Origin of the sequence: Hafnia psychrotolerans, from assembly GCF_014639435.1 — a bacterium.
Classification (GTDB): domain Bacteria; phylum Pseudomonadota; class Gammaproteobacteria; order Enterobacterales; family Enterobacteriaceae; genus Ewingella; species Ewingella psychrotolerans.
This window is the reverse complement of sequence record NZ_BMFZ01000004.1, coordinates 23,195-45,033: the sequence shown is the minus strand read 5'-3', so window position 1 is coordinate 45,033 and position 21,839 is coordinate 23,195. Positions and strand designations below refer to the sequence as shown.

At 49.7% G+C, this 21,839-nt stretch carries 18 protein-coding genes, 1 tRNA gene and 3 pseudogenes; 9 read left to right on the top strand and 13 right to left on the bottom strand.

Going from position 1 to position 21,839, the window contains the following annotated elements:
- Window positions 1–167: 167 nt before the first annotated feature.
- On the bottom strand, window positions 168–1,049 hold the full coding sequence (locus IEV89_RS08555) for a LysR substrate-binding domain-containing protein (RefSeq protein ID WP_188472522.1): 882 nt from the start codon (window positions 1,047–1,049) through the stop codon (window positions 168–170).
- A 342-nt stretch (window positions 1,050–1,391) separates the two neighbouring features.
- A pseudogene (locus IEV89_RS21705) lies at window positions 1,392–1,481 on the bottom strand (IS6 family transposase); the annotation flags it as partial.
- 84 nt (window positions 1,482–1,565) lie between these two features.
- On the opposite strand from IEV89_RS21705, the gene IEV89_RS08550 reads away from it, so the two are divergent.
- Window positions 1,566–2,048 carry a hypothetical protein gene (locus IEV89_RS08550; protein ID WP_188472520.1) on the top strand — a complete coding sequence of 161 codons (483 nt, stop codon included), beginning with the start codon at window positions 1,566–1,568 and terminating at the stop codon, window positions 2,046–2,048.
- Between the two features lie 202 nt (window positions 2,049–2,250).
- A pseudogene (locus IEV89_RS08545) lies at window positions 2,251–2,379 on the top strand (IS3 family transposase); the annotation flags it as partial.
- A 373-nt stretch (window positions 2,380–2,752) separates the two neighbouring features.
- Here the strand turns inward: IEV89_RS08545 and IEV89_RS08540 are convergent.
- The 4 genes and pseudogenes from IEV89_RS08540 to norV form a co-directional block, all read right to left on the bottom strand.
- Window positions 2,753–3,148, bottom strand: a pseudogene (locus tag IEV89_RS08540) (transposase); the annotation flags it as partial.
- 2 nt (window positions 3,149–3,150) lie between these two features.
- Window positions 3,151–4,014 (bottom strand): SAM-dependent methyltransferase TehB, encoded by an 864-nt coding sequence (gene tehB / locus IEV89_RS08535; protein WP_188472518.1) that lies wholly within the window; start codon window positions 4,012–4,014, stop codon window positions 3,151–3,153.
- A 52-nt stretch (window positions 4,015–4,066) separates the two neighbouring features.
- Complete coding sequence (norW, locus tag IEV89_RS08530) at window positions 4,067–5,203, bottom strand: NADH:flavorubredoxin reductase NorW (RefSeq protein WP_188472516.1); 1,137 nt, start codon at window positions 5,201–5,203, stop codon at window positions 4,067–4,069.
- Between the two features lie 11 nt (window positions 5,204–5,214).
- Complete coding sequence (gene norV / locus IEV89_RS08525; RefSeq protein ID WP_188472514.1) at window positions 5,215–6,648, bottom strand: anaerobic nitric oxide reductase flavorubredoxin; 1,434 nt, start codon at window positions 6,646–6,648, stop codon at window positions 5,215–5,217.
- A gap of 161 nt (window positions 6,649–6,809) precedes the next feature.
- On the opposite strand from norV, the gene norR reads away from it, so the two are divergent.
- Entirely contained in the window at window positions 6,810–8,345 is a 1,536-nt protein-coding gene (gene norR, locus IEV89_RS08520; RefSeq protein ID WP_188472512.1) for a nitric oxide reductase transcriptional regulator NorR, read from the top strand.
- 786 nt (window positions 8,346–9,131) lie between these two features.
- Here norR and IEV89_RS08515 read toward each other — a convergent pair.
- Window positions 9,132–10,415: a globin domain-containing protein gene (locus tag IEV89_RS08515; RefSeq protein ID WP_229746423.1), complete on the bottom strand. Its 1,284-nt coding sequence runs from the start codon at window positions 10,413–10,415 to the stop codon at window positions 9,132–9,134.
- Between the two features lie 302 nt (window positions 10,416–10,717).
- Here IEV89_RS08515 and IEV89_RS08510 point away from each other — a divergent pair, with 302 nt between their 5' ends.
- Complete coding sequence (locus tag IEV89_RS08510) at window positions 10,718–11,179, top strand: site-specific integrase (RefSeq protein ID WP_188473230.1); 462 nt, start codon at window positions 10,718–10,720, stop codon at window positions 11,177–11,179.
- 259 nt (window positions 11,180–11,438) lie between these two features.
- Here the strand turns inward: IEV89_RS08510 and IEV89_RS08505 are convergent.
- Window positions 11,439–11,514, bottom strand: a tRNA-Phe gene (locus IEV89_RS08505).
- 679 nt (window positions 11,515–12,193) lie between these two features.
- On the opposite strand from IEV89_RS08505, the gene speF reads away from it, so the two are divergent.
- Window positions 12,194–14,356, top strand: a complete 2,163-nt coding sequence (speF, locus tag IEV89_RS08500) for an ornithine decarboxylase SpeF (protein WP_188472510.1) — start codon at window positions 12,194–12,196, stop codon at window positions 14,354–14,356.
- 96 nt (window positions 14,357–14,452) lie between these two features.
- Here the strand turns inward: speF and mltC are convergent, their stop codons facing one another.
- From mltC to mutY, 3 genes are all read right to left on the bottom strand, one after another.
- On the bottom strand, window positions 14,453–15,532 hold the full coding sequence (gene mltC, locus IEV89_RS08495) for a membrane-bound lytic murein transglycosylase MltC (protein ID WP_188472508.1): 1,080 nt from the start codon (window positions 15,530–15,532) through the stop codon (window positions 14,453–14,455).
- A 73-nt stretch (window positions 15,533–15,605) separates the two neighbouring features.
- Window positions 15,606–15,878 (bottom strand): oxidative damage protection protein, encoded by a 273-nt coding sequence (locus tag IEV89_RS08490; protein WP_140473560.1) that lies wholly within the window; start codon window positions 15,876–15,878, stop codon window positions 15,606–15,608.
- 9 nt (window positions 15,879–15,887) lie between these two features.
- The gene (mutY, locus tag IEV89_RS08485; protein WP_188472506.1) at window positions 15,888–16,946 is read right to left on the bottom strand and encodes an A/G-specific adenine glycosylase; all 1,059 of its coding nucleotides are present in this window, start codon (window positions 16,944–16,946) and stop codon (window positions 15,888–15,890) included.
- A gap of 217 nt (window positions 16,947–17,163) precedes the next feature.
- Between mutY and trmB the strand changes: the two genes are divergently transcribed.
- From trmB to IEV89_RS08465, 4 genes are all read left to right on the top strand, one after another.
- Window positions 17,164–17,883 carry a tRNA (guanosine(46)-N7)-methyltransferase TrmB gene (gene trmB, locus IEV89_RS08480; protein WP_188472504.1) on the top strand — a complete coding sequence of 240 codons (720 nt, stop codon included), beginning with the start codon at window positions 17,164–17,166 and terminating at the stop codon, window positions 17,881–17,883.
- A complete protein-coding gene (locus IEV89_RS08475; RefSeq protein ID WP_188472501.1) occupies window positions 17,883–18,209 on the top strand; it encodes a YggL family protein in 327 nt (108 codons plus the stop codon). The genes trmB and IEV89_RS08475 overlap by 1 nt, the downstream gene beginning before the upstream one ends.
- A gap of 125 nt (window positions 18,210–18,334) precedes the next feature.
- A complete protein-coding gene (gene glsB / locus IEV89_RS08470; protein WP_188473228.1) occupies window positions 18,335–19,261 on the top strand; it encodes a glutaminase B in 927 nt (308 codons plus the stop codon).
- A 26-nt stretch (window positions 19,262–19,287) separates the two neighbouring features.
- Window positions 19,288–20,016, top strand: coding sequence for a YggN family protein (locus IEV89_RS08465; RefSeq protein ID WP_188472499.1), 729 nt, complete (start codon window positions 19,288–19,290; stop codon window positions 20,014–20,016).
- 58 nt (window positions 20,017–20,074) lie between these two features.
- On the opposite strand, the gene hemW is transcribed toward IEV89_RS08465, so the two are convergent.
- Both hemW and rdgB read right to left on the bottom strand, forming a co-directional pair.
- On the bottom strand, window positions 20,075–21,211 hold the full coding sequence (gene hemW, locus IEV89_RS08460; protein WP_188472497.1) for a radical SAM family heme chaperone HemW: 1,137 nt from the start codon (window positions 21,209–21,211) through the stop codon (window positions 20,075–20,077).
- Window positions 21,208–21,828: an RdgB/HAM1 family non-canonical purine NTP pyrophosphatase gene (gene rdgB / locus IEV89_RS08455; protein WP_188472495.1), complete on the bottom strand. Its 621-nt coding sequence runs from the start codon at window positions 21,826–21,828 to the stop codon at window positions 21,208–21,210. Before rdgB ends, hemW begins: the two co-directional genes overlap by 4 nt.
- Between the last annotated feature and the right edge of the window lie 11 nt (window positions 21,829–21,839).

Below are 21,839 nucleotides of genomic sequence, written 5' to 3'. Positions count from 1 at the left end.
TTTTGACATGAGCGATTGAACTCGTATTTTCATGATCCCGGCCGCCACGTGATGTGTTTGCGCTACTCTATGAAATGCGTATGACAGGTTTTGTGGTAACAACGTCATATTTTCCGATGCCTGCCATAACATTTTCTTGGGTCTACAGGGGGCGAGCGTTAGCTCGTTTAAGAGAGGTCAACGATGTTTTGTTGATGCAGCCAGTCACAGAAGAAGTTAACTTTTGCATCCCGTTTATTGGGCGTGATCAGGTAGTGGCTGGATTCGGCAGGCATCGAACCAGGCAGTGCTTGTACGACACTACCGGCCTGAATGTCCCGCGCTGCGACCAGCGAACGTACCAACATTATCCCCATACCCTGTTTAACCGCTTCCAGACCATGCAGGGAGTTACTCAATGTCAGTTGAACATTGGGGGCAACCGGCACCCGTTGGTTATGGGTTAGCCATTGCATCCAGCTCTCTTCGTAGCCTTTAACCTGAATTGCCGGTAACGCTGATAACTCGCCTTTTAATAACGCGCTTGCATGCTGGTGTTTAAAGCCAGGTGAACACACCATTAACCAGAGTTCCTGCAATAATCGCTCTGCATGCGTGTTTTCGCTTTCGATAAAACCGTTAGTGATTTCGACATCGGCATCAGCACAGGGCTCACGGGAGGGCCAGTCTACCGAGGTGAGATCGAGGCGAATAAACGGGAATCGGGCAGTAAAATCTGCAAGTTTCGGGATCAGCCAGTTATGGCCAATGGAATGATTGACTTTGATGCGTAACACATCAGGTTGTTGCTTGCCGAACAGCATTTCCGTCTGTAGCCGCAGGTGCTGCAAGGAGCCGGTGACAACAGGAAGGTACTGCTGAGCAGCCGCTGTCAACACCACACCGCGGGAGTTGCGTTTAAACAATGCACAACTGAGATAGTGCTCCAGGCTTTTTAACTGCTGGCTCACCGCCGCTTGCGTAACATGTAACTCCCTGGCAGCGGCCCCAATAGACCCCAGTCTGGCTACAGTCTCAAAGGCGACCAATGCACGAAGTGGCGGTAACATATTTTATGTGGTACCTGCAGATAAAAGGGCAACATAAAGCATGTTATTGACAATAACGTGGCAGCCATGTGACGGCGCAATGACATCACGCGATCGGTATTTCGCCCTCACCACGGCTTAAGATACTGCTCTGACTTTTCATTGTTCATGCGACAAAACCAGCAGGCTACCTGACAGTTACATTTTCAAATAAAATAATAACTCTTGATTACTATTTCCTGTGTAAATTAATGGTGTCTTTCTACTCGGGGGGTAACCGAAGATGCACTATCTGGCCTTTTTCCTGTCGTCGTTATTTCTGTGCAGTAAGGTCTTTGCCTGCTCAGCCGCCGCCTGGTTCTTCATTTCAAAAACGCTGTTCACCAGAGGCATCTCACCCAGTGGATCACCAAAGTAAAATGATTCTGCCTGCTCTTTATGCAGTGCCCACATGAAAATTTGTAACAGTGCCAATTTAGAATGCAGTTTCAGTAGGTTGGCGCACATCATCCATAGCATCAGACCAGGAGAAGTGAAGTGAAAGTCATCGCAACGGCAAGTTTGTTAATGCTCATGAGCAGTGCTCACGCCGCAGGGCTGACGACCTCAGCAGATGGTAAAAACCTGACGGTCAGCTTCGGTCAACCTACCATTAAGCAGGTGCTGCATTACCGTAAAATGTACGACAAAAAACCGTTCCCCGATGCCGAGATTTATTACTACGACAACGGTACCTATAAAATCATTTCGCAGGGTGAAAACCACTATGGCGTTTACACCATGCAGGGCAAGTTCGATGATGAAACCTTCACGGTGCGTTTCATTTCGCTACCTTCTAGCGACTGGGGCAATAAAACGGCCTTTCATCAGTTAACCTTCGTCCGTGGAGACGAGAAAAACGTGTTTATCCAGAACGCGATTGTTGATACTGGCGAAGCCATTGCCCAGCAGAACGGCACTTATACCCAGGAAAAAAACACAGTGACGAACCCGGTGTCCACCAACTGGAAAAATAAATAATCCTCATGTGGCAGCCCGTCTGCCACCATATTTTAACCGATGGAGATAGCCAAACCCGCGTGCCAAAGTGTGTCGTCACCGGTCGCTGCACGCTAGGCACAACATATGGTGACCTTATAAAACGGTAATTATCCCACCAAAACATCCCATCCACTTTAGAGATCTTCCGACATACTGATTATGTCCCAGTGAGGAGATCGCCATGCACAAAGCCCGATTTACCGAACAGCCGATCTTCACCGTTCTGAAATCAGTCGAAGCGGGCAGGGCCGTCAACGATGTCTGTCGCGAAGCCGCTGATATCAAAAAGATCAAAGATCTTGAGGGAGAACTGTTTAACCGTCCTGGTATGCCGTGGCCGGAGGTGGACGTGACGCTGATCGACATGTTTCCGCTTGGCGGTGCGATTTTCTACCCTGGCAATCGATAGCCTTCCGAAACTTTGATGTTTTTCACATGTTCTCCTGACAAAAATACTTATATGAAAATGATTTATTTTATTTATTATCAGTAAATTATCTCTCGGGGGGCTGTAGATTGTCTGACAGTTTCATGTGTGATTTTATCCACAAAGTTTTGGTTAAGTGTCTTGGGGTTGCTCATTGTTAAAAAATGTCGCAAAAAAAATGGAGTTTTATGGTAAAAATTTTAGACTTCTTTACATAAAAATTACATTTTGCCCCTTGGCATTTGGAGATATGTTATATCGCCGTTTCGGCCACCGACCGCCGGTTATAAGCTGTGTTCCATTTCCAGTAGGCGTTGCTCCCCGTGAGTCGCTGCCTCGCGACTGCTTTCTTTCGCTCAACATACTCCACTGGCCAATAACCTGCCGCGAGCTCGCGGTGGGATCAGCGCCGGGAATGCCTCCGCGTCGGTCACGTTGTTCAGGGACAGATCAGCGCAGATAACTTCGTGAATATCGACGCCCACAGCCAGGTGCAGTTTTCGCCAGACGCGGCGCTTTTCCTGGCCGTGTTTTTTAACCTTCCACTCACCTTCACCGAAGACTTTTAATCCGGTGGAGTCGATAACCAGGTGGGTAATTTCGCCGCGTGTGGTTTTTTGAAAGGGATGCTGGCGGACTTAGCCCGCCTGCTATTTAACTGGTTTTTCTGGCCAAGATTGTGGCAAACCGGAGTTTGATCCGGTCACCATTATCATCGATTTTATGCAGTTGTCCCAAATCTTCATTGTATTTAATAATCTCCCAGCCTGAATAGTATTCCCTAAGCTCGCCTGATTTAAAGGTAAATGGGAAAGGCAATAAGCAGGGATAATCTTTGCTATCCATGGCGGCGACAATCAAGTTATATCCTCCTTTTGCTGTGCAAGACTGCATATTCTCAATCAGTAACGGGATCCGATCGCGCTGAAGGAACATAAGAACGACGGTAGAGAGAATAAAATCAAACGATCCGTCAAAGGCAAGCGTATTAAGGTCTTTTTCCTCAACGCTGATGGTTGGCAGCTGTTCTAATCCGATAAGCTTATTAACATGGGCGATGCTGTCCGTATTTTTATCCCATGCCGTGACATCAAATCCTTTAAGATTCAAATAGAGAGCGTTCCGGCCCACTCCACAGCCCAGATCCAGCGCCCGTCCTGGCGGGATAATCTTGGCAGCTTCAATCACTTCAGAATGCGTCCCGGTCATCTGATACTTTTTAGTGAAATAGTCTTCTGCCGTACAGTAGAAGGTAAGTTGGCACTGCAGATCTTCAGAGAAAGAGACAATCCGGTGCCACTGCTGCGGCTCAATAAAGGGGGAAGCATTTTGTGGTGTGAAGACAAAAGACTCAGTCACTTCCCCGGTCTCCGTCATCATTGCGAAGGTCAATGAACCTTGAAGAATAGTCAGTTTGGCCCAGGTTCCGGCTTTAGTGTTATGTTTTTGCGTAAAACGATGAGGCAGCGTTTTACTGTCCCATAAGGGCATGAGTTTATAAGGCAATAGTCTATTCATTCATGTTCTCCTGTCTGCGTCCGGTTAAGTCAATGCGCTGCGATCGGCCCTATTATTGGAGACTCAATTCACGTAGCAACATAAAGCCATGTGACGCGTTTTGTTCGGTGGCGATGAACCCACAGAGTCGCTTCTGTGGGTCGGTTCCTCGCGCCATCATACCGTTGCTATTGAGGGTTATTTCCCAGTTGAGATCTTCACGACGCGTATCACCCGCCAAAACCAGAGGGAGCTCCGGCGTTTTGACTTTCACCAGCATGGCCGGTAGGCGTAGCATTTCAGCGGCACCCAGCAAGTTTTTCGCCAGAACCATCGCGCCAATCTGAATCGGTTGAAGATAAGACAATACCTGGCCCTCGATTTCAGCGCAGTCACCCAGCGCATAAATATCAGGATCCGAAGTTTGCAGTTGGCTGTTCACCTGGATACCGCGCTGAGTCTTCAGATCGGCCTCAGCGGCTAATGACGTTCTCGGCTTCAAACCAATGGCGGCGATCACTGCATCGGCGTTAACGGTCAAGCCATTTTTCAGCATGACATCCAGCCCTTCCGCCGTTTTGTTAATACCAATCAGCTCATTGTTCAGAGCCAGTTGCACACCCATCTGGCCAAATTTATTTTGTAGGCGGCTGCTGATTTCAGCGGGCATCAATGCGGCAAGCAAACTTTGAGCGCGATCAACCAGAGTGACCTGCTTACCGGCGCGGTGCAAATCCATTGCCAGTTCAGTACCAATCAGGCCGGCGCCCAGCACGATAACACGTTTCGCCATTTGCAAAACGTCCTGATGCTGCCGGTATTCACTCTGGCTGTTGAAGGTGAAAATCCACTCGCTGCCCGGCAGGGAAGGCATAATAGCCTGGGCGCCCGTCGCCAGCACCAATTTGTGATAAGTGAAACGCTGGTCACCACATACAACTTGTTTTGCATGACGATCAATCGCGGTCACCTGCGTATTGACGTGCAGAGTGAGGTTGTTGTCCTGCGCAAATTGGCATGCACTTTGGCGCGTCAGATCGTCAGCGTTCTGTTTCAGGCTAAATACATGACTCAATTCCGGCTTGTTGTATTCATCACCACTGTCCGCCGCGATCAGGACGATCGCTACCTGTTTATCAATACGACGGATATTTCTCACTAGTTGTCGGGCCGCAAATCCGGAGCCGACAATGACAATGTTCTGTTCCATTTAGCCTCCAGTTACATCGGATCAAAGACGGACTTACCCAACGCGCAACCTGGGCAAAGGAAAGATTCTGGAACGTCAGACCACGTAGTTCCGGGCGCGACATCCTGAAGAGGTTCGCCCAATTTGGGGTCATAAACCCATTGGCAGACGCTGCAAATCATACAAATGTCAGCGTCAGCGAGAGGCTCTGTTTCCGATCCAACGACCTGTGCTGCAGAAGATACAGACGGCGTACTAACCTCAAGCGGATGCAGCGCCCATTCGCGGGCAATTTTTCTGCCATGTTCGCGGCACTCTTCCAGCGTGCTGGCATCCGGGCGCCATTTTATTTTCAGTGACAGCGCAATATCAAATCCGGCATCCATCAGGCGGGTCTGAATACGATCTACCGCCCCGCCGGTCCAGCCAAAGCTGCCAAACGCCGAAGCCTTCTTATTACGAAAACGCAAACCGGCCAACTCTTCCAGCATTCCAGCGATCTTCGGCATCATCACGTTATTCATGGTGGAAGAGCCGACTAACATGCCTTTGGAACGAAAAATTTGTGTCAAGATTTCGTTTTTATCATGACGGGCAATATTGTAGATTTTCACCGCTACGGCTGGATCCGTATCATGAATCCCCTGCGCAATCGCATCGGCCATCATGCGGGTATTCGATGACATGGTGTCATAGAAAATTGTGATGCGATCTTCCTGATAGTCCGCAGCCCACTCGAGATATTTCTCGACGATTTGCGCCGGGTTGTCACGCCATACCACACCATGAGAAGTGGCAATCATATCGACCGGCAGATTAAAACCGAGGATCTCATTAATTTTTGGCGTCACCAGACGGCTGAACGGCGTCAGAATATTGGCGTAATAACGCGCACACTGTTCATAGAGCTCAATCTGGTCGACTTCATCGTTGAAAAGATGTTCATCACAATAATGCTGACCAAAGGCGTCATTACTGAATAACACCGCGTCATCGGTCATGTAGGTCATCATGCTGTCCGGCCAATGCAGCATCGGCGTTTCGACAAAAATCAATTTCTTGCCGTTGCCAATATCCAAGGTGTCACCGGTTTTCACCGTGTGGAAGTTCCACTCAGGATGATGATGGTGCCCGTTAATCGAATCGATGGCATTAGTGGTGCAATAAATCGGCGTGTTGGGAATGTGGGACATCAGCTCGGTTAAGGCACCTGCATGGTCCTCTTCCGCATGGTTAATGATGATGTAGTCGAGTGTAGTAAGGTCGATCTCTTGCTCCAGATTCGTCACGAATTCACGGCTGAATTTATGATCTACTGTGTCGATCAATACATTCTTCCCTTCGCGGATCAGATAGCTGTTGTAGCTGCTACCCTGATGGGTCTTGTATTCGGAGCCGTGAAAGTCACGGACTTCCCAGTCTCTTTGCCCAACCCAAGTGATATTATTTTTTACCTGAATAGCCATGATTACATCCTGAATAAGTGAGGTTTCTACTTCAGTATGTATTGCAAGTGACGTGCCATAAATTATGCTATTGATTTTAAAGAAATTAAAAATGCCGTGAGTCATTTAGACACTGGTGTGTTATTGTCGAATTGACTTTAATCGTGTCGGAATGACAAATCATGAGCCTGTCGATTCAATCCCTGGCCAATATTGCCATCGAATTACAATACGGTCTGTCTGGTGAAGACCGTTTTCAGCGGCTGATTAACAGTGTGAGAAAGTTGCTGAAATGTGACGCGTCGGCGTTGCTGCGTTATGAGGGCCAACACTTTCGGCCGCTGGCGATTGACGGCTTATCGCCGGACGTCCTCGGCAGACGTTTTGTGCTGTCCTCGCATCCGCGGCTGGAAGCCATTGCGCGCGCGGGCAATGTAGTGCGTTTTCCGGCCAACAGCCACCTACCCGATCCTTACGACGGGTTGATCCCCGGTCATGACGCACTGAAAGTTCACGCCTGTATCGGACTGCCGCTTTTCGCCGATCAGGAGTTGATTGGTGCGCTGACGTTCGACAGTCTGAACCCGGCGCAGTTTGATGACTTTAGTGATGAAGAACTTTGGCTGATTAGTGCTCTGGCTTCATCCGCGCTCAATAATGCATTACTTGTCGATGCGCTTGAAAAACAGGCGTTACCGTCAAGCAGTGAGGCGAATGGCAGAAAAAAAAATCCGTATAAGCCGGAAGAAGAGATGATTGGGCTTTCCGCGCCGATGCAGCAACTTCGGCACGAAATCAGCGTGGTTGCGGGCTCCGATCTGAATGTCCTGATCACCGGTGAAACCGGCGTGGGGAAAGAGCTGGTAGCCAATGCCGTTCACCACTTATCGTCCCGCTCTGGTAAACCACTTGTCTATCTCAACTGTGCTGCGTTGCCGGAAAACGTGGCGGAAAGTGAATTGTTCGGCCATGTAAAAGGGGCATTTACCGGCGCCATTCACAACCGGACAGGTAAATTTGAGATGGCAGATAACGGCACGCTTTTTCTGGATGAAATCGCCGAGTTATCTCTGTCACTCCAGGCTAAACTCCTGCGGGTGATTCAGTACGGTGACCTACAACGCGTGGGCGATGACAGCACGCGACGCGTCAACGCGCGTATCCTGGCCGCCACCAATTGCGATCTTAAAAAAGCCGTCGTGGAAGGACGATTCCGTGTCGATTTGTTCCACCGTCTGAGCGTTTTTCCGTTGTATGTGCCGCCGCTGCGTGAGCGGAAAGGCGACATTGTTCTGTTGGCAGGTTTCTTCGTGGAGTACATCAAAAATAAACTTGGCCTTGCCCAGCTTAACCTGCCGGCGGAGACGCTGACGCAGTTGGTTAACTATGAGTGGCCGGGGAACGTACGGGAGATGAAGCACGCCATAGAACGGGCTGCCATTCTTGCACGAGCATCGCAAAATCAGGCTGAAGTGACGCTGCATCACAATCTTTTTAATCTAATAGCAACTGACAATAGTGAAGAGATACCAGCGGTGGATGTTGATTTGCCTGAGGCATCTTCATTAAATCTCCAGCAGGCCACGCAGGACTTTCAGCGAAGGTTGATCAACAAAATGTTGATCGAAACACAGAACAACTGGTCTGCTTGCGCTCGAGCCCTGGATATGGATGCAGGAAATCTTCATAGACTGGCCAAACGACTTGGGATTAAATAGTAACTGATCCTGTAGTAATAGACGCTTTAGTTATAGGGTTGGAGTGTCCCCGCGAACCCGTAGACAAATCTGACCTATATTTTGAGCATAGGAGAGTCTATTGGCACACCACGTTTTACTCCTGAATTTGAAGAAGACGCTGTCCGCCAGATCACTGAGCAGAGCTATCCCGTTACTGAAATTTCATAACACTTTGGCGTCTCGGCTACAGCAATCTATAAATGGGTTCGTGCAGTAAAACCGGGTAAGAGCGAGCATCAAGTGCAGATTTTTCTGGATTCCATAACTCCAATATCAAGACTCAGCTTAAACGTACTGAGAAAGAGCGCGCTAGTATTTGCGTATCGCGTGCGGAATCAGCCAACGTGTATTGCTCAAGGTATTAGGAGAAGGCAGCCATGGCACGATGAAGTATTGATTTCAGCACAACTGCTCCTGAGCGGACAGGCCGGACTGTGGCAGTTAACAAGCTGATTTGAATTATTCACCCCGATCTTCCAAGATTTTGATGATCATACCTATAATCAACCGACCTGCTGGCAAGCACAACACCACCGTTACGGCCCCTGAACGTCAAAATCCATCCCAGCGGCGACATTAAATGCATCACCCATCACCAGATGATGCACAAATTCGTTCAATTTCACTGCCATCTAGCTGATCGTGAAGGGCATATCACGAGCGGGCTGAATAAGGTCGATAGGTGCACGTAGACCTAAGTCCGTAAATTGGTTTAGTTTCATAAAGCCCTCCCCCGAGGTTCTCTGTAGGGGAAAAGACATGGAGCTAAAGAGAAACGCCGCCGGTTCCAAATGCTTCGCTGTGGATGTTTTCCTGTGAAATACCGAGTTCCAGTAATGTCGCATTCTGGTGCTGCATGAAGGGAAGTGGACCACATAAATAGTAGTCAGCATCCTTTGGCAGGAGTTGAACTGGAACCTCTTTCAGACTCAGCCTGCCCAGCATCTGATAGTCCTCTCCGGGTACGAAGTTATCAGCTACAGATTCATAGGCAACATACACGTGAAGGTTGCTATATTTGTTTGATAGCTCACTGACTTCTTTACGCATGGCATGCACATCGGGGCTGCGCGCAGCATGAATAAAGCTGATCTGCTTTTTGTTTACTTCAGTATCCGGGAAGGGCAACTTCAGTTTTTCCGATAGTGCGGACCTGTCATCAAGACGGTTATTGTCAGTGATAAGCTGGTTCAACATGGCGATCATCGGTGTCAGGCCAATACCCGCACTGATGAGCACATTATTACGATCGGCATTAACGAGGAAGAAATTGCCGGTCGGTGCGCTGATCTCAATAGTGTCGCCTTCACCAATCACGGTATGTAACGTTGAAGAGACGTAGCCCGGTTCCTGATGTTCATCATGCGCATCTGCACGCTTTACAGAAATACGTAGGTATTTACCGCCAGGGCTGTCTGAAAGGCTGTACTGACGAGGCTGTTTGATGCCGAGCTCGGGAACGGTTACACGCACAGTGATGTATTGGCCGGGTTTATAAGTCGGAAGTGCTTTTTCATCTTTTGGCACCAGATAGAATGACGTAATTTCACCGTTCTCTTTGACCTTCCGCTCGACAATAAAGTCACGCCAGCCCAGCCAACTGCCATGTGTATTTTCCCGCTGCTTATAAAGTAATTTCTCTGTCGAAATGAATAAATCCGCAAGCTGTTGATAAGCGGCTGCCCATGCAGAAATCAACTTGTCATCCATAGGGATGCTCAGTACTTCACTGATGGAGTGCAATAGATTCTCACCCACGATGTCGTAATCGGGTGCCTGAATGTTAAGACTGACATGCTTGTGACAGATGAGCTCAACTACAGGTGCAAGCACTGAAGGATCGTCAATATTCTCAGCATAGGCCAGAACTGCACCAGCCAATGCTTTTGCCTGCGCACCACTGCGCTGGTGTCCCATGTTAAAGGTTTCTTTAAGTTCTGGATTATTCTTCAGCATACGCTTGTAAAAATAATCCGTCAGCGCAACGCCGTTTTCTTTAAGAACCGGTACCGTAGCTTTAACAAGTTCTTGTTGTTCTGAGGTAATCATGTAATTGCTCGCTTATCTTTTAAGTTGTATTTTAAATGCACCTTAAAAAGGTAAACCGTAAAACATATTTTGTGAACATAAATCATCAGTAATTTTGTTTAAAAGAACAAAACTAAACGGCTTTTTCCTTTTTAAACACTGGCAGAACCCTGATCTTACCCAGCAATAGTGGACACGGTATTAAGTGAGTAAACTCTCAACCAGAGGTGGCTCATGACTAAACCATCAGCAACGAAAAACAAGCCCCGTAAACAACACACTCCCAATTTGAAAACCAAAACCTCGCTTAGACCTGTGTCCACATTACGTGGGTAGGATCAGTTCATCTGGAAGGGAGATGGATAAATTTACGTCCTGAAGCTTCAAAAAATCACAGAGAGCACCGGGTTCCTATCACCCGATTATTGCGACTGAGGCTTGAACGGTTGATGACGGCTGCAACTGAGCGCGGAGCAATACACGGCGATATGTTATTTAACGCGAGCAGGTTTGACGGGCGAAAAAATATTTTAACCGATGTAATGGCTTATCAACCCCTACGTGGTTTCTTTCGACGACTATCGACTGAGTGTCAGTGTGTCATTACTCCACATAGGTTTAGGCATACTATTGCTACCGACATGATGAAATCCCCTGATCGTAATCTCAAAGTTGTTCAAACGCTGGTAGGACATTCAAGTGTGGCTGTTATGCTGGAGTATGTGGAAGGTAATATGGACAGTTTACGTGTAGCTTTAGATGAAGTTTTTGGGGGATGGGATTAATCTTAAGTGAAATCTAAGTGACTGAAAGCAAAAAATTGAAGCTTTTCTTTACATAAGATTGACACTCCCAATGGGATACTGTCAAAGTTCTTATCGGAAGGACGTGAGAAAGCCAGAGAGTGCGACTAACACTCTCCGGCTTCTTAGTCCCGAATGTTCAACAATCGATGCGATAAGCATATTTATCACATGAAGCTGTTTCGGGTACTTATGTCATGCCCGTTAAGGATCTCACCTCTTAACGAACAGGCTCTGAAGATGGTGCCCGGACTCGGAATCGAACCAAGGACACAGGGATTTTCAATCCCTTGCTCTACCGACTGAGCTATCCGGGCAACGGGGCGCATTAAACCGTATTGGCTGTGCGTCGTCAATGGCTTTTTTCTCTATGCGTGCGCCGTGTTGTTCGAATGATGTTTTTTAAGACAATGTCCGGGTAGCGATCTCGGGGGCACTCTGGGCTATCGTGTGGAGCCAGGAAAATCCCGTTAAATTAATAGGTTAAAAATGGGGCATTTTGTTGGCAAAATGGCTATTCCGTAGGCTTGTACCCTGGTAAGAATGATGCCATTATTGCGGCGATTTATTGACTGAGATATTTCCTTTTTCTCGCAACGGCTCAAGAAGGGTGCGGCATGACTGGTTTTTCACATCGCGCTTTCTGTAAGCGTAAAACATCGCTGATGACTTCCTTCGTGTGTTGTGAACTTCGCATTCCCTGTTTTTCTCCCTTGGCTGTTTCCCCCATGCGGTAAGGCTATCTTGCTTGCTGTTAGACATGATTAAAAATAGAGCGTTCTCTGATTTTACTGATGTCTATCAGACGTGGCTGAGCCTGAATCTCGATTGGTATCCCCTTTGCCTGATGGCATTGTGCTTTCACATTCGACATCAAGTTTATCGCCAGCGTCACTTTGCCGGGCTGGATCTGTGTGCTTTGACTTCACGACGTACAATCCCGCTCATTGCCGTGCTAATTGGCACACCCTCTTACTTAATTGTTTGAGAGTCTTGATGAAACTTTTGAAAATTGCAGCAAGCGCTTCCGTGGCCCCTTATATTGAGTCACACCGTGTGGTTGTGGATCTCCGTCGCGCCGATTATGCGGATATTGCCGCCATTATTATCTCCGTGGGAGATTTAAACAGTGGCCGGCTGGCAGGCATAGATGCGTTGGGATTTGGTATTCCGGCGTTTGTTGCAGTGCAGGGATCCGAGCAGGTTTCCCCGGATTATTTGCCTGTGCTGAAAGGCGTGATCGCCTTGTCTGATGCTAATCAGGCATTTTATGCCGCGCAGATTGAGTCTGCCGCACAGGCCTACGAAGAGGCATTGTTCCCGCCATTTTTCGATACGTTGAAGAAATATGTCGAGATGGAGAATTCGACCTTTGCTTGTCCCGGTCATCAGGGCGGCGAATTTTTCCGTCGCCATCCTGCTGGACGTCAGTTCTATGACTTTTATGGCCCGAATATTTTCCGCTCCGACATGTGTAATGCTGACGTTAAACTGGGTGATTTACTGATCCACGAAGGCTCGGCGAAAGATGCACAAAAATATGCGGCTAAAGTGTTCAGCGCGGACAAAACGTATTTTGTCTTGAACGGGACCTCGGCTGCCAACAAAGTGGTGACCAATGCGCTGTTAACCCGTGATGATTTGGTGCTGTTTGACCGCAATAATCATAAATCTAACCATCACGGCGCACTGTTGCAGGCAGGTGCTACACCGGTTTATCTGGAAACCGCGCGAAATCCGTTTGGCTTTATTGGCGGTATTGACGCCGACTGCTTTGACGAAAGTTATTTGCGCCAGCAGATCAAACAGGTTGCCCCTGAACGCGCAGGTGAAAAACGGCCGTTCCGTCTGGCGATCATTCAGCTCGGCACTTACGACGGCACCATTTATAACGCCCGTCAGGTGGTGGATAAAATTGGCCATTTGTGTGATTACATCCTGTTTGACTCCGCATGGGTCGGTTATGAGCAGTTCATCCCGATGATGCAACAGTGCTCACCCTTGTTGCTGGAACTCAATGAGAACGACCCGGGAATCATCGTCACACAATCGGTTCACAAGCAGCAGGCTGGGTTCTCGCAGACTTCGCAAATCCACAAAAAAGACAACCATATCAAAGGCCAGAAGCGTCATTGCAGCCATAAGAAGCTTAACAATGCTTTTATGATGCATGCCTCAACCAGCCCATTTTATCCGCTGTTTGCCGCGCTGGACGTCAATGCGCGTATTCACGCCGGGGGTAGCGGCAAGCACATGTGGATGGAGTGTGTGAAACTCGGTATTGAAGCGCGCAAAATGTTGCTAGACCAGTGCTCGATGATCCTGCCGTTTGTGCCGCCGGTGGTTGATGGCATTGCGTGGCAGAATCACGACACCGAAAAAATGGCCAATGATGTGCGCTTCTTTGATTTTGTGCCGGGCGAGCGTTGGCATGCTTTTGAGGGGTACGCGGAGAAGCAGTATTTTGTCGATCCATGCAAACTGTTGCTGACCACACCGGGCATTGATGCGGAGAGCGGAAAGTATACTGAGTTCGGGATCCCTGCTGCCATTCTTGCTAACTTCCTGCGTGAAAACGGTATCGTGCCTGAGAAGTGCGACCTCAACTCGATCCTCTTCCTGCTGACGCCTGCCGAGACACCGGCGAAGATGCAACTGCTGATTGAAGAGATCGCCCGTTTTGAGCGCTATATCGAAGAAGATGCGCCACTGAGTGAAGTCCTGCCGACGGTATACCGTAAGAATGAAGATCGTTACCGTAACTACACTATCCGCCAGTTGTGCCAGGAGATGCATAACTTGTACGTCAGTTTTGACGTAAAAGAGCTGCAAAAAGAGATGTTCCGCGAGAAGAGTTTCCCACAGGTGGCGATGAATGCGCAGGACGCACATAACGAGTTTATTCGGGATAATATCGAGCTGGTACCGATTGGTGAAGCTGAAGGCCGTATCGCAGCGGAAGGTGCTTTGCCATATCCTCCAGGTGTTCTGTGTGTCGTTCCTGGCGAAGTCTGGGGCGGGGCGGTACAGCGTTACTTTGTGGCACTGGAAGAGGGCATTAACCTGTTGCCCGGATTCTCGCCAGAGTTGCAGGGCGTTTACGTTGAGAAAAAAACGATCGGCTGGAAACGTATTATGGGGTATGTGATCGCAAAATAACGCCGGTCATTTTCAGCACAGACGTTTTGTGAAAACATATAAAAACCGGAGGCTCAGGAGCCTCCGGTTTTTATTGCTGCTCATCGCCGTGTTGAGTTAGTCGATGCGACGATAGCTCTTCTGGGTGTTGTTTACCTTGTAGAGATAACGTCGTGACTCGCCTGACGGATGCTTGGTGGTCAGCGTCGTGTAAACGTCGCCTGGCGCCATATTGTTGATGATATTAAACGCCTGCGTTTTATTACTACTAAACACGCGTAACACACTGCCAGCACCCCCATTGTAGGCGGTGATCACCGCATAACGTCTCGATGTCGGATTGGTGATATTGCCGAGATAAACGTTTTGCAACATGGCCAGATAGGCAGTACCTGTATTGATATTATTCTGTGGATCAAACAGATAGCTGCGGCTTGGCTTGCCCCATTTACCCTCTGATTTAAACACGTCCACACCGGCGCTATGTTGCACGACCTGCATCAAGCCCAAGGCATCCGCATGACTCACGGCATAAGGGTTAAAGGCCGATTCGGTCTGCATGATTGCCAGTATCAGTGACTGATCCACACCATATTTGGCTGAGGCTTCACGCACCATCGGCAAATATTTATGCGCACGCTTGTTCAGGTGGTTTGGCACCATCTGAATCGTGACGGAATAGATGATGTGCAGACCTGATTGACGGCGCTGCAATTTATTCTGTATCAGATAATCAGCAAAGCTGGCGGCACGGCCCTGCCAGCGGATAGGCTGTCCGGTGTTGTCCAGCACCTGCCCGTAGAGCATGGGCTCACGGCTGATCTCAATATCATTGGCGTCAGAATAAAGGTCAACGTTGCCCGGATCCTCACCGACCAGCAACGTACTGATGATCGCTTGACGCAGGTTCGCCGACGGGTTGGTACCGGCGATGGTTTCGATAGTGATAGTACCGGCATCAAAATTGATGTGGCTGCGCGTATAGTATTGATCGCTGTATTTTACGTAGTCTTTAGGTCCGGCGATCAGGACTTCATTCAGCCCCCAGATGTTCTCGATATTGTGGGCGAACTGACCCATCAAAATATCGAAGCCGTTGGTGTCCTTAACATAGGCTTCATCAAACGCGTTATTCTTGCTGCCCGAGCAGGAGATCAACATCGGAGCGATAACCAGCAAAGCTAAAATTTTCTTCATCTTAAAACTGTACCGTGACGAAAGATGACGGGCAAACGTGACATGAAACGCAGCCTGCAGAGTTAAAAAATGATTATTTCGACGGCGGCGTATAGCCTTCGATATGCACGTCCTGGCCTTCAAACAGGAAATTCACCATCTCCTGCTCCAGCAATTTACGGTCATCTGGATTCATCATGCTAAGTTTTTTCTCATTGATCAGCATGGTTTGTTTGCTCATCCATTGCGACCAGGCTTCTTTCGAAATCTCATTAAAGATTCGTTTGCCAATCTCGCCTGGATAAAGCTGGAAGTCCTGGCCTTCCGCATCACGCTTTAAAAAAGTGCAAAAAATCGTTCTGCTCATGCTCATTCCTTATTTTTTATGTAGGGATTGCTCTTTTGCCAACTGAGTTAATAAACGTTCAACCGGTGCAGCCAGCCCGACAGATTGTGGCTGCGCTAAGTTATACCAGAGACCCGCACTTTCATCCATGCAACCCGGCGCTGAGCGTAGATTTAGCCACATAGGGACGATATCCAGATGGAAATGGCTGAAAGTGTGACGAAAAGCGGTCTGCTGTTGCAACTGCTCAAGGGTAACGCCATATTTTTTGGCGCCACCTTCCAGTTCATCAAGACTGGCAAACTGTGGGAAGCAGAATAAGCCACCCCACAGGCCGACGGGAGGACGCTGCTCCAACCAGACGCCATCATCTTGCTGAATCATCAGCATAAATGCGGTTTTTTCCGGTAAGATCTTCTTCGGTTTTTTACCCGGATATTTAGCCCAACTGTTGTGCGCGTAGGCTTCACAGTGGGTATTCAGAGGGCAAAGTTCACATTTGGGTTTAGAACGGGTACAGACCATTGCTCCCAGATCCATCATCGCCTGATTAAACTGCTCAACGCCCTTGGCTGGCGTGACCTGTTCGGCGATTTGCCATAAGCGGTTCTCAACCTTTTTTTCACCCGGCCAGCCATCAACAGCATAGCAGCGTGACAGCACGCGCTTTACATTACCGTCGAGAATAGGATGGTGCTGTCCCAGGGAGAGCGACAGCACTGCGCCCGCCGTGGAACGGCCAATGCCCGGCAAGGCGTTAACCACCTCGAAAACTGTCGGGAAAATGCCGCCATGTTCGGTGGCAATGATCTGTGCAGCTTTATGCAAATTACGCGCACGGGCGTAATAACCGAGACCGGTCCACAGATGGAGAACTTCATCCTGCGGCGCGACGGCAAGATCATTGACGGTAGGAAAACGTGCCATAAAGCGTTCAAAATAGGGAATGACGGTCGCAACCTGCGTTTGTTGCAACATCACTTCAGAGAGCCATACTTTATAGGGTGTTTTTTCGAGCTGCCACGGCAGCGTTTTGCGGCCATAGCGTTGGTACCAGCCCAGCACCAGCGGCGCGAAGTTCTGTATCATAGATGAGTGGCAAATCCGGCAGGGTGAAAAGTCAGGAGCGGATCACATCACAGACGTCGAAGGGAGTAAACCGGAACTTTCCGGACTGTTTCTGCCCACAAGACTTGCTTATCGGGCATAGGTTTGGATAATGCGCCATTCCTTGATTTGTTGCCTAACCGCTACTGCCCAACCGCGCAATGCTGAGAACAGCACTGCCCAATAGAGTGAAAGCCCGATGAAAAACGACGTCGTTTCCCCGGAGTTCGATGAGAACGGTCGCGCTATGCGTCGTATCCGCAGTTTTGTTCGCCGTCAGGGCCGTCTGACCAAGGGGCAGCAACACGCGCTCGACAATATCTGGCCGGTGATGGGGGTTGAATATCAGGCACAGCCATTGGACATTGATGCGCTGTTTGGACGTACTGCGCCTGTCGTGCTGGAGATCGGCTTTGGTATGGGCACGTCGCTGGTGACCATGGCGGCGCAAAAGCCTGAGCAGAACTTCATCGGTATTGAAGTTCACTCGCCAGGCGTGGGTGCCTGTCTGGCAACGGCGCAGGAAGAGGGCGTCAGCAACCTGCGTGTGATGTGTCATGATGCGGTAGAAGTACTGGAAAAGATGATCCCTGATGGTTCGCTGGACATGGTGCAACTATTCTTTCCTGACCCGTGGCACAAAGCGCGCCATAATAAGCGCCGTATTGTTCAGCCGGTCTTCGTTGAGCTACTGCGCAGCAAACTGAAAGTGGGCGGTGTATTTCATATGGCAACCGACTGGGAGCCTTACGCCGAACATATGCTAGAGGTGATGACCAGCCTTGAAAACTGGCACAACCTGTCGCAAGAAAATAATTATGTACCGCGGCCTGAGTCGCGCCCGGTAACCAAGTTCGAAATGCGTGGCCAGCGTTTAGGCCACGGTGTATGGGATCTGATGTTTGAGAGGAAGCAATAATGGCCACGAATCGTAGTCGTCGTTTACGTAAGAAGTTACACATTGCCGAGTTCCAGGAACTGGGTTTTTCGGTAAAATGGCGTTTCCCGGAAGGTACTCCGGTTGAAACTATCGACGAGCAATTGGACGCGTTTATCGAAGGCGCGATCGAGCCGAATAAATTGGCCTTTGACGGCAGCGGCTATCTACAGTGGGAAGGTTTAATCTGCTTGCAAGATATCGGTCATTGCACCGATGAGCACCGCGCACTGGTTAAAAAATGGTTGGAAGACCATAAGATGGAAGATGTTGAAGTTAGCGATTTGTTTGACATCTGGTGGGATTGATTCTGCCACCATCCTTCGAGCTGCCTCTGGGTTGAATGTAACTCGAATGATTTAGGCCGGTCCTGAAGGATCGTTGAAATTAGAGGTGCCTTTTCGGCACCTTTGTTACATCTGGAGGCAGGATGTTGGGCACTGAACTCGATAACAGTTTACTGGAAGATATTCTGACACAGGTTCGCCCGCTGATTGGTCGCGGCAAAGTCGCGGGATACATCCCGGCACTGGCTGACGTCAGCCCATATAATTTGGGCATTGCGGTATGCACCACCTCGGGTGAAACGTTCAGCGCCGGTGATGCCGACAGCCGCTTTTCCATTCAGTCGATCTCCAAAGTGCTGAGCTTGACGCTGGCGCTGACCCGTTATCAAGAGAGTGAAATCTGGCAACGCGTCGGCAAAGAGCCGTCGGGTCAGCCTTTCAACTCACTGGTCCAGCTTGAACTGGAGCAAGGTAAGCCGCGTAATCCCTTTATCAATCCCGGTGCGCTGGTGGTGTGTGATTTACTGCAAACCCGCCTGACGGCACCGAGGCAAAGAATGCTGGAAGTGGTGCGTCAACTGGCCGGAATGCCAGATATCAACTACGATCGCGACGTAGCGCGTTCAGAGTTCGAACATTCTGACCGCAATGCGGCCATTGCGTATTTGATGAAGTCTTTCGGTAACTTCGACAATGACGTCATCACTGTTCTCCAAACTTACTTTCATTATTGCGCACTGCGGATGAGCTGTGCAGAACTGGCGCGTACCTTCGTTTATCTGGCAAATAAAGGCCAACCGCTTGGCAGCGATGACGCATTGCTTGAGCCCCGTCAGGCGCGGCAGATCAACGCGCTGATGGTGACCAGCGGTATGTATGACGGCGCGGGTGAGTTCGCCTACCGTGTCGGTATGCCGGGGAAATCCGGGGTAGGTGGTGGCATCATCGCCATCGTACCGGGCGAGATGTGTATTGCCGTCTGGTCACCGGAACTTGACGCTGCAGGGAACTCTTTGGCCGGAACCGCTGCCTTAGAAAAACTGGCGCAACGAATTGGCCGTTCAATATTTTAATTGTTTGCTGTCTAAAGGGAGAGAACATGGAATTCAAAACGGTATCTAAACTGGGCGTTGCCGCATTGCTGGCAATGACAACATGGAGTGCACAGGCGGACTACCAGTGTGACGTGAACCCGCAGGACGACGTGGTGATCAAGCCGCAGAATGTCCAGGTGATAGGTGCCAGCGGTAGCTTACTCATCACCCCTAACGGTGACGTGTCACAAAATGGCAAAGAAATCACATTAAGCGCCAAACAGCGGCAGGAAGCGATCGATTATCAGGCTTCACTGCGCCGTGAACTGCCGTGGATCGACCAAGGGGCAACCGCGCATCTGGAAAAAGGGCGAATAGCGCTGGACAGAGTTATCGTTCAGCAGCTCGGTAGCGAAAGCAACGTACGCAACCGCCTTACCACGCTCGATACTCAGTTGAAGCAGCAGATGAATCGCATTATTGAACATCGGACCGATGGCCTGACCTTTCACCATCAGGCGGTTGAGCAAGTTAAGCAGGATGGCCGACGTATTCTGGAACAGAGTATGGGGGGCGTGATGCAAGACAGCCTGAATGAAATGGGGATTAAGCAAGCAACCAGCGGCGGGAATCCGCTACAGGCTGTGATGGGTAATCTGGGCGGCCTGCAACAAGCAGTGCAGAACGAGTGGAGCAAACAGGAACAGGAATTCAAAGCCTTCGGCGATGATGTCTGTAACCGTGTGAAAAAACTCGATAAACAACATAAGACGTTGCTGGCCGATCTTAAATAAAAGTATGCAAAATAGAGAAGGGCGCAGTCTGCGAAGGCTGCGCTCTTTTTTATTGTCGCTATTCGTCTAAAAACAGTTCCAGCAGGGAGTTCAGGAACAACTTGCCATGCTGGGTGATCTGCCAGTGTGCATTCGTTTCCAGCAGATAGTTTTTTGCGATAGCTTCGTCCAGTTGCAGACGGATCACCGACTCATCCAGACCCGTATAAATTGCAAACTCTTCACGCGGCGCGGCTTCCAACAAGCGGAAGCGGTTCATAAAGAATTCAAACGGTAACTCTTTGGTTTCCACCTGGTGCATTTTATCCATATAACGGCTTTGCATATATCCGCGTGGATGCTTGGTTTTCACCGTCCGCAGAATCTGCCCATCGGACTGCGTGAGTTTGCCGTGTGCGCCGCAGCCGATCCCAAGATAATCTCCGAAGCGCCAGTAATTGAGATTGTGCTGGCACTGGTAACCGGGCTTGGCATAGGCAGAGGTTTCATATTGTAGGTATCCTGCCGCAGTAAGGAGTTGGTCACCCTGTTCGAAAATATCCCACAGCGCATCGTCATCTGGCAATGTCGGTGGGCGCGAGGCATACATTGTATTGGGCTCGATGGTCAGCTGATACCACGACAGATGCGGCGGATTGAGCGCAATAGCCTGACGCAAATCGTCCAACGCCTCTTCGAGTGTCTGGTCGGGTAATCCGTGCATTAAATCGAGATTAAAACTGCGTAGGTTTAAGTCGGCCGCCAGATGCGCGGCGCGTTTAGCCTCTTGCGGGCCGTGAATACGTCCCAGACGCTCCAGTTTCTGCGCACTGAAACTTTGTACACCGATGGAGATGCGGTTCACGCCGGCGCGCTGGTAAGCGCTGAAGCGATCGGCTTCGACAGTGCCGGGATTGGCTTCCATGGTAATTTCAGCATCCGCAGCCAGCGGCAAGCGTGCACGCACGCCGTCGAGCAGGTTTTGCATCGCGGCTGCGCTGAGCAGACTTGGGGTGCCGCCGCCGATGAAAATCGTCCTCACCTCGCGGCCAGCGGTCAGATGCAGGTCAGCATCAAGATCGGCCAGCAAGTGCGCGACATAATCGTCGTGCGGCACTTCGCCTTTTAGCGCATGTGAATTGAAATCGCAGTACGGGCATTTCTGCACGCACCACGGAATATGGATGTAAAGGCTCAGCGGCGGCAACGTATTCATGCTTCAGGACACGCATTCTTTAGTGTTTTCTCTTTCATCGCGTCGAGCAATAATTTCAATGCCTGACCCCGATGCGACACCGCACTTTTCTCTTCCCGCGTCAGTTCCGCCGCAGATTTGCCTAGCGCCGGAGCGTGGAAGATAGGGTCATAACCGAAGCCACCTTTTCCCGCTTCAGCAAACAGAATTTCGCCGTCCCATGAACCGTGACAGACAATGGGGGTCGGATCTTCAGCATGGCGCATATACACCAGTACACAATGGAATTGCGCGCTGCGTTGTCCCTGAGGGACATCTTTTAGCGTCTCCAGCAGTTTGTCGATGTTTTGCTGGTCGCTGGCATCAATGCCGGCGTAGCGTGCGGAATAAATTCCCGGCGCGCCGCCCAGTACGTCAACGGCCAGGCCTGAGTCGTCGGCAATGGCAGGCAGGCCGGTGATCGCTGCGGCATGACGCGCTTTCAAAATGGCGTTCTCGATGAACGTCAGGCCGGTTTCTTCGGCAGAGTCGACGCCCAGTTCCGTTTGTGCCACGACGTCCAAACCAAAATCTGCCAGCAGATGGGCGAGTTCACGGACTTTACCGGCGTTACCGGTAGCTAATACGACTTTGTTCATGGGGTAAAATC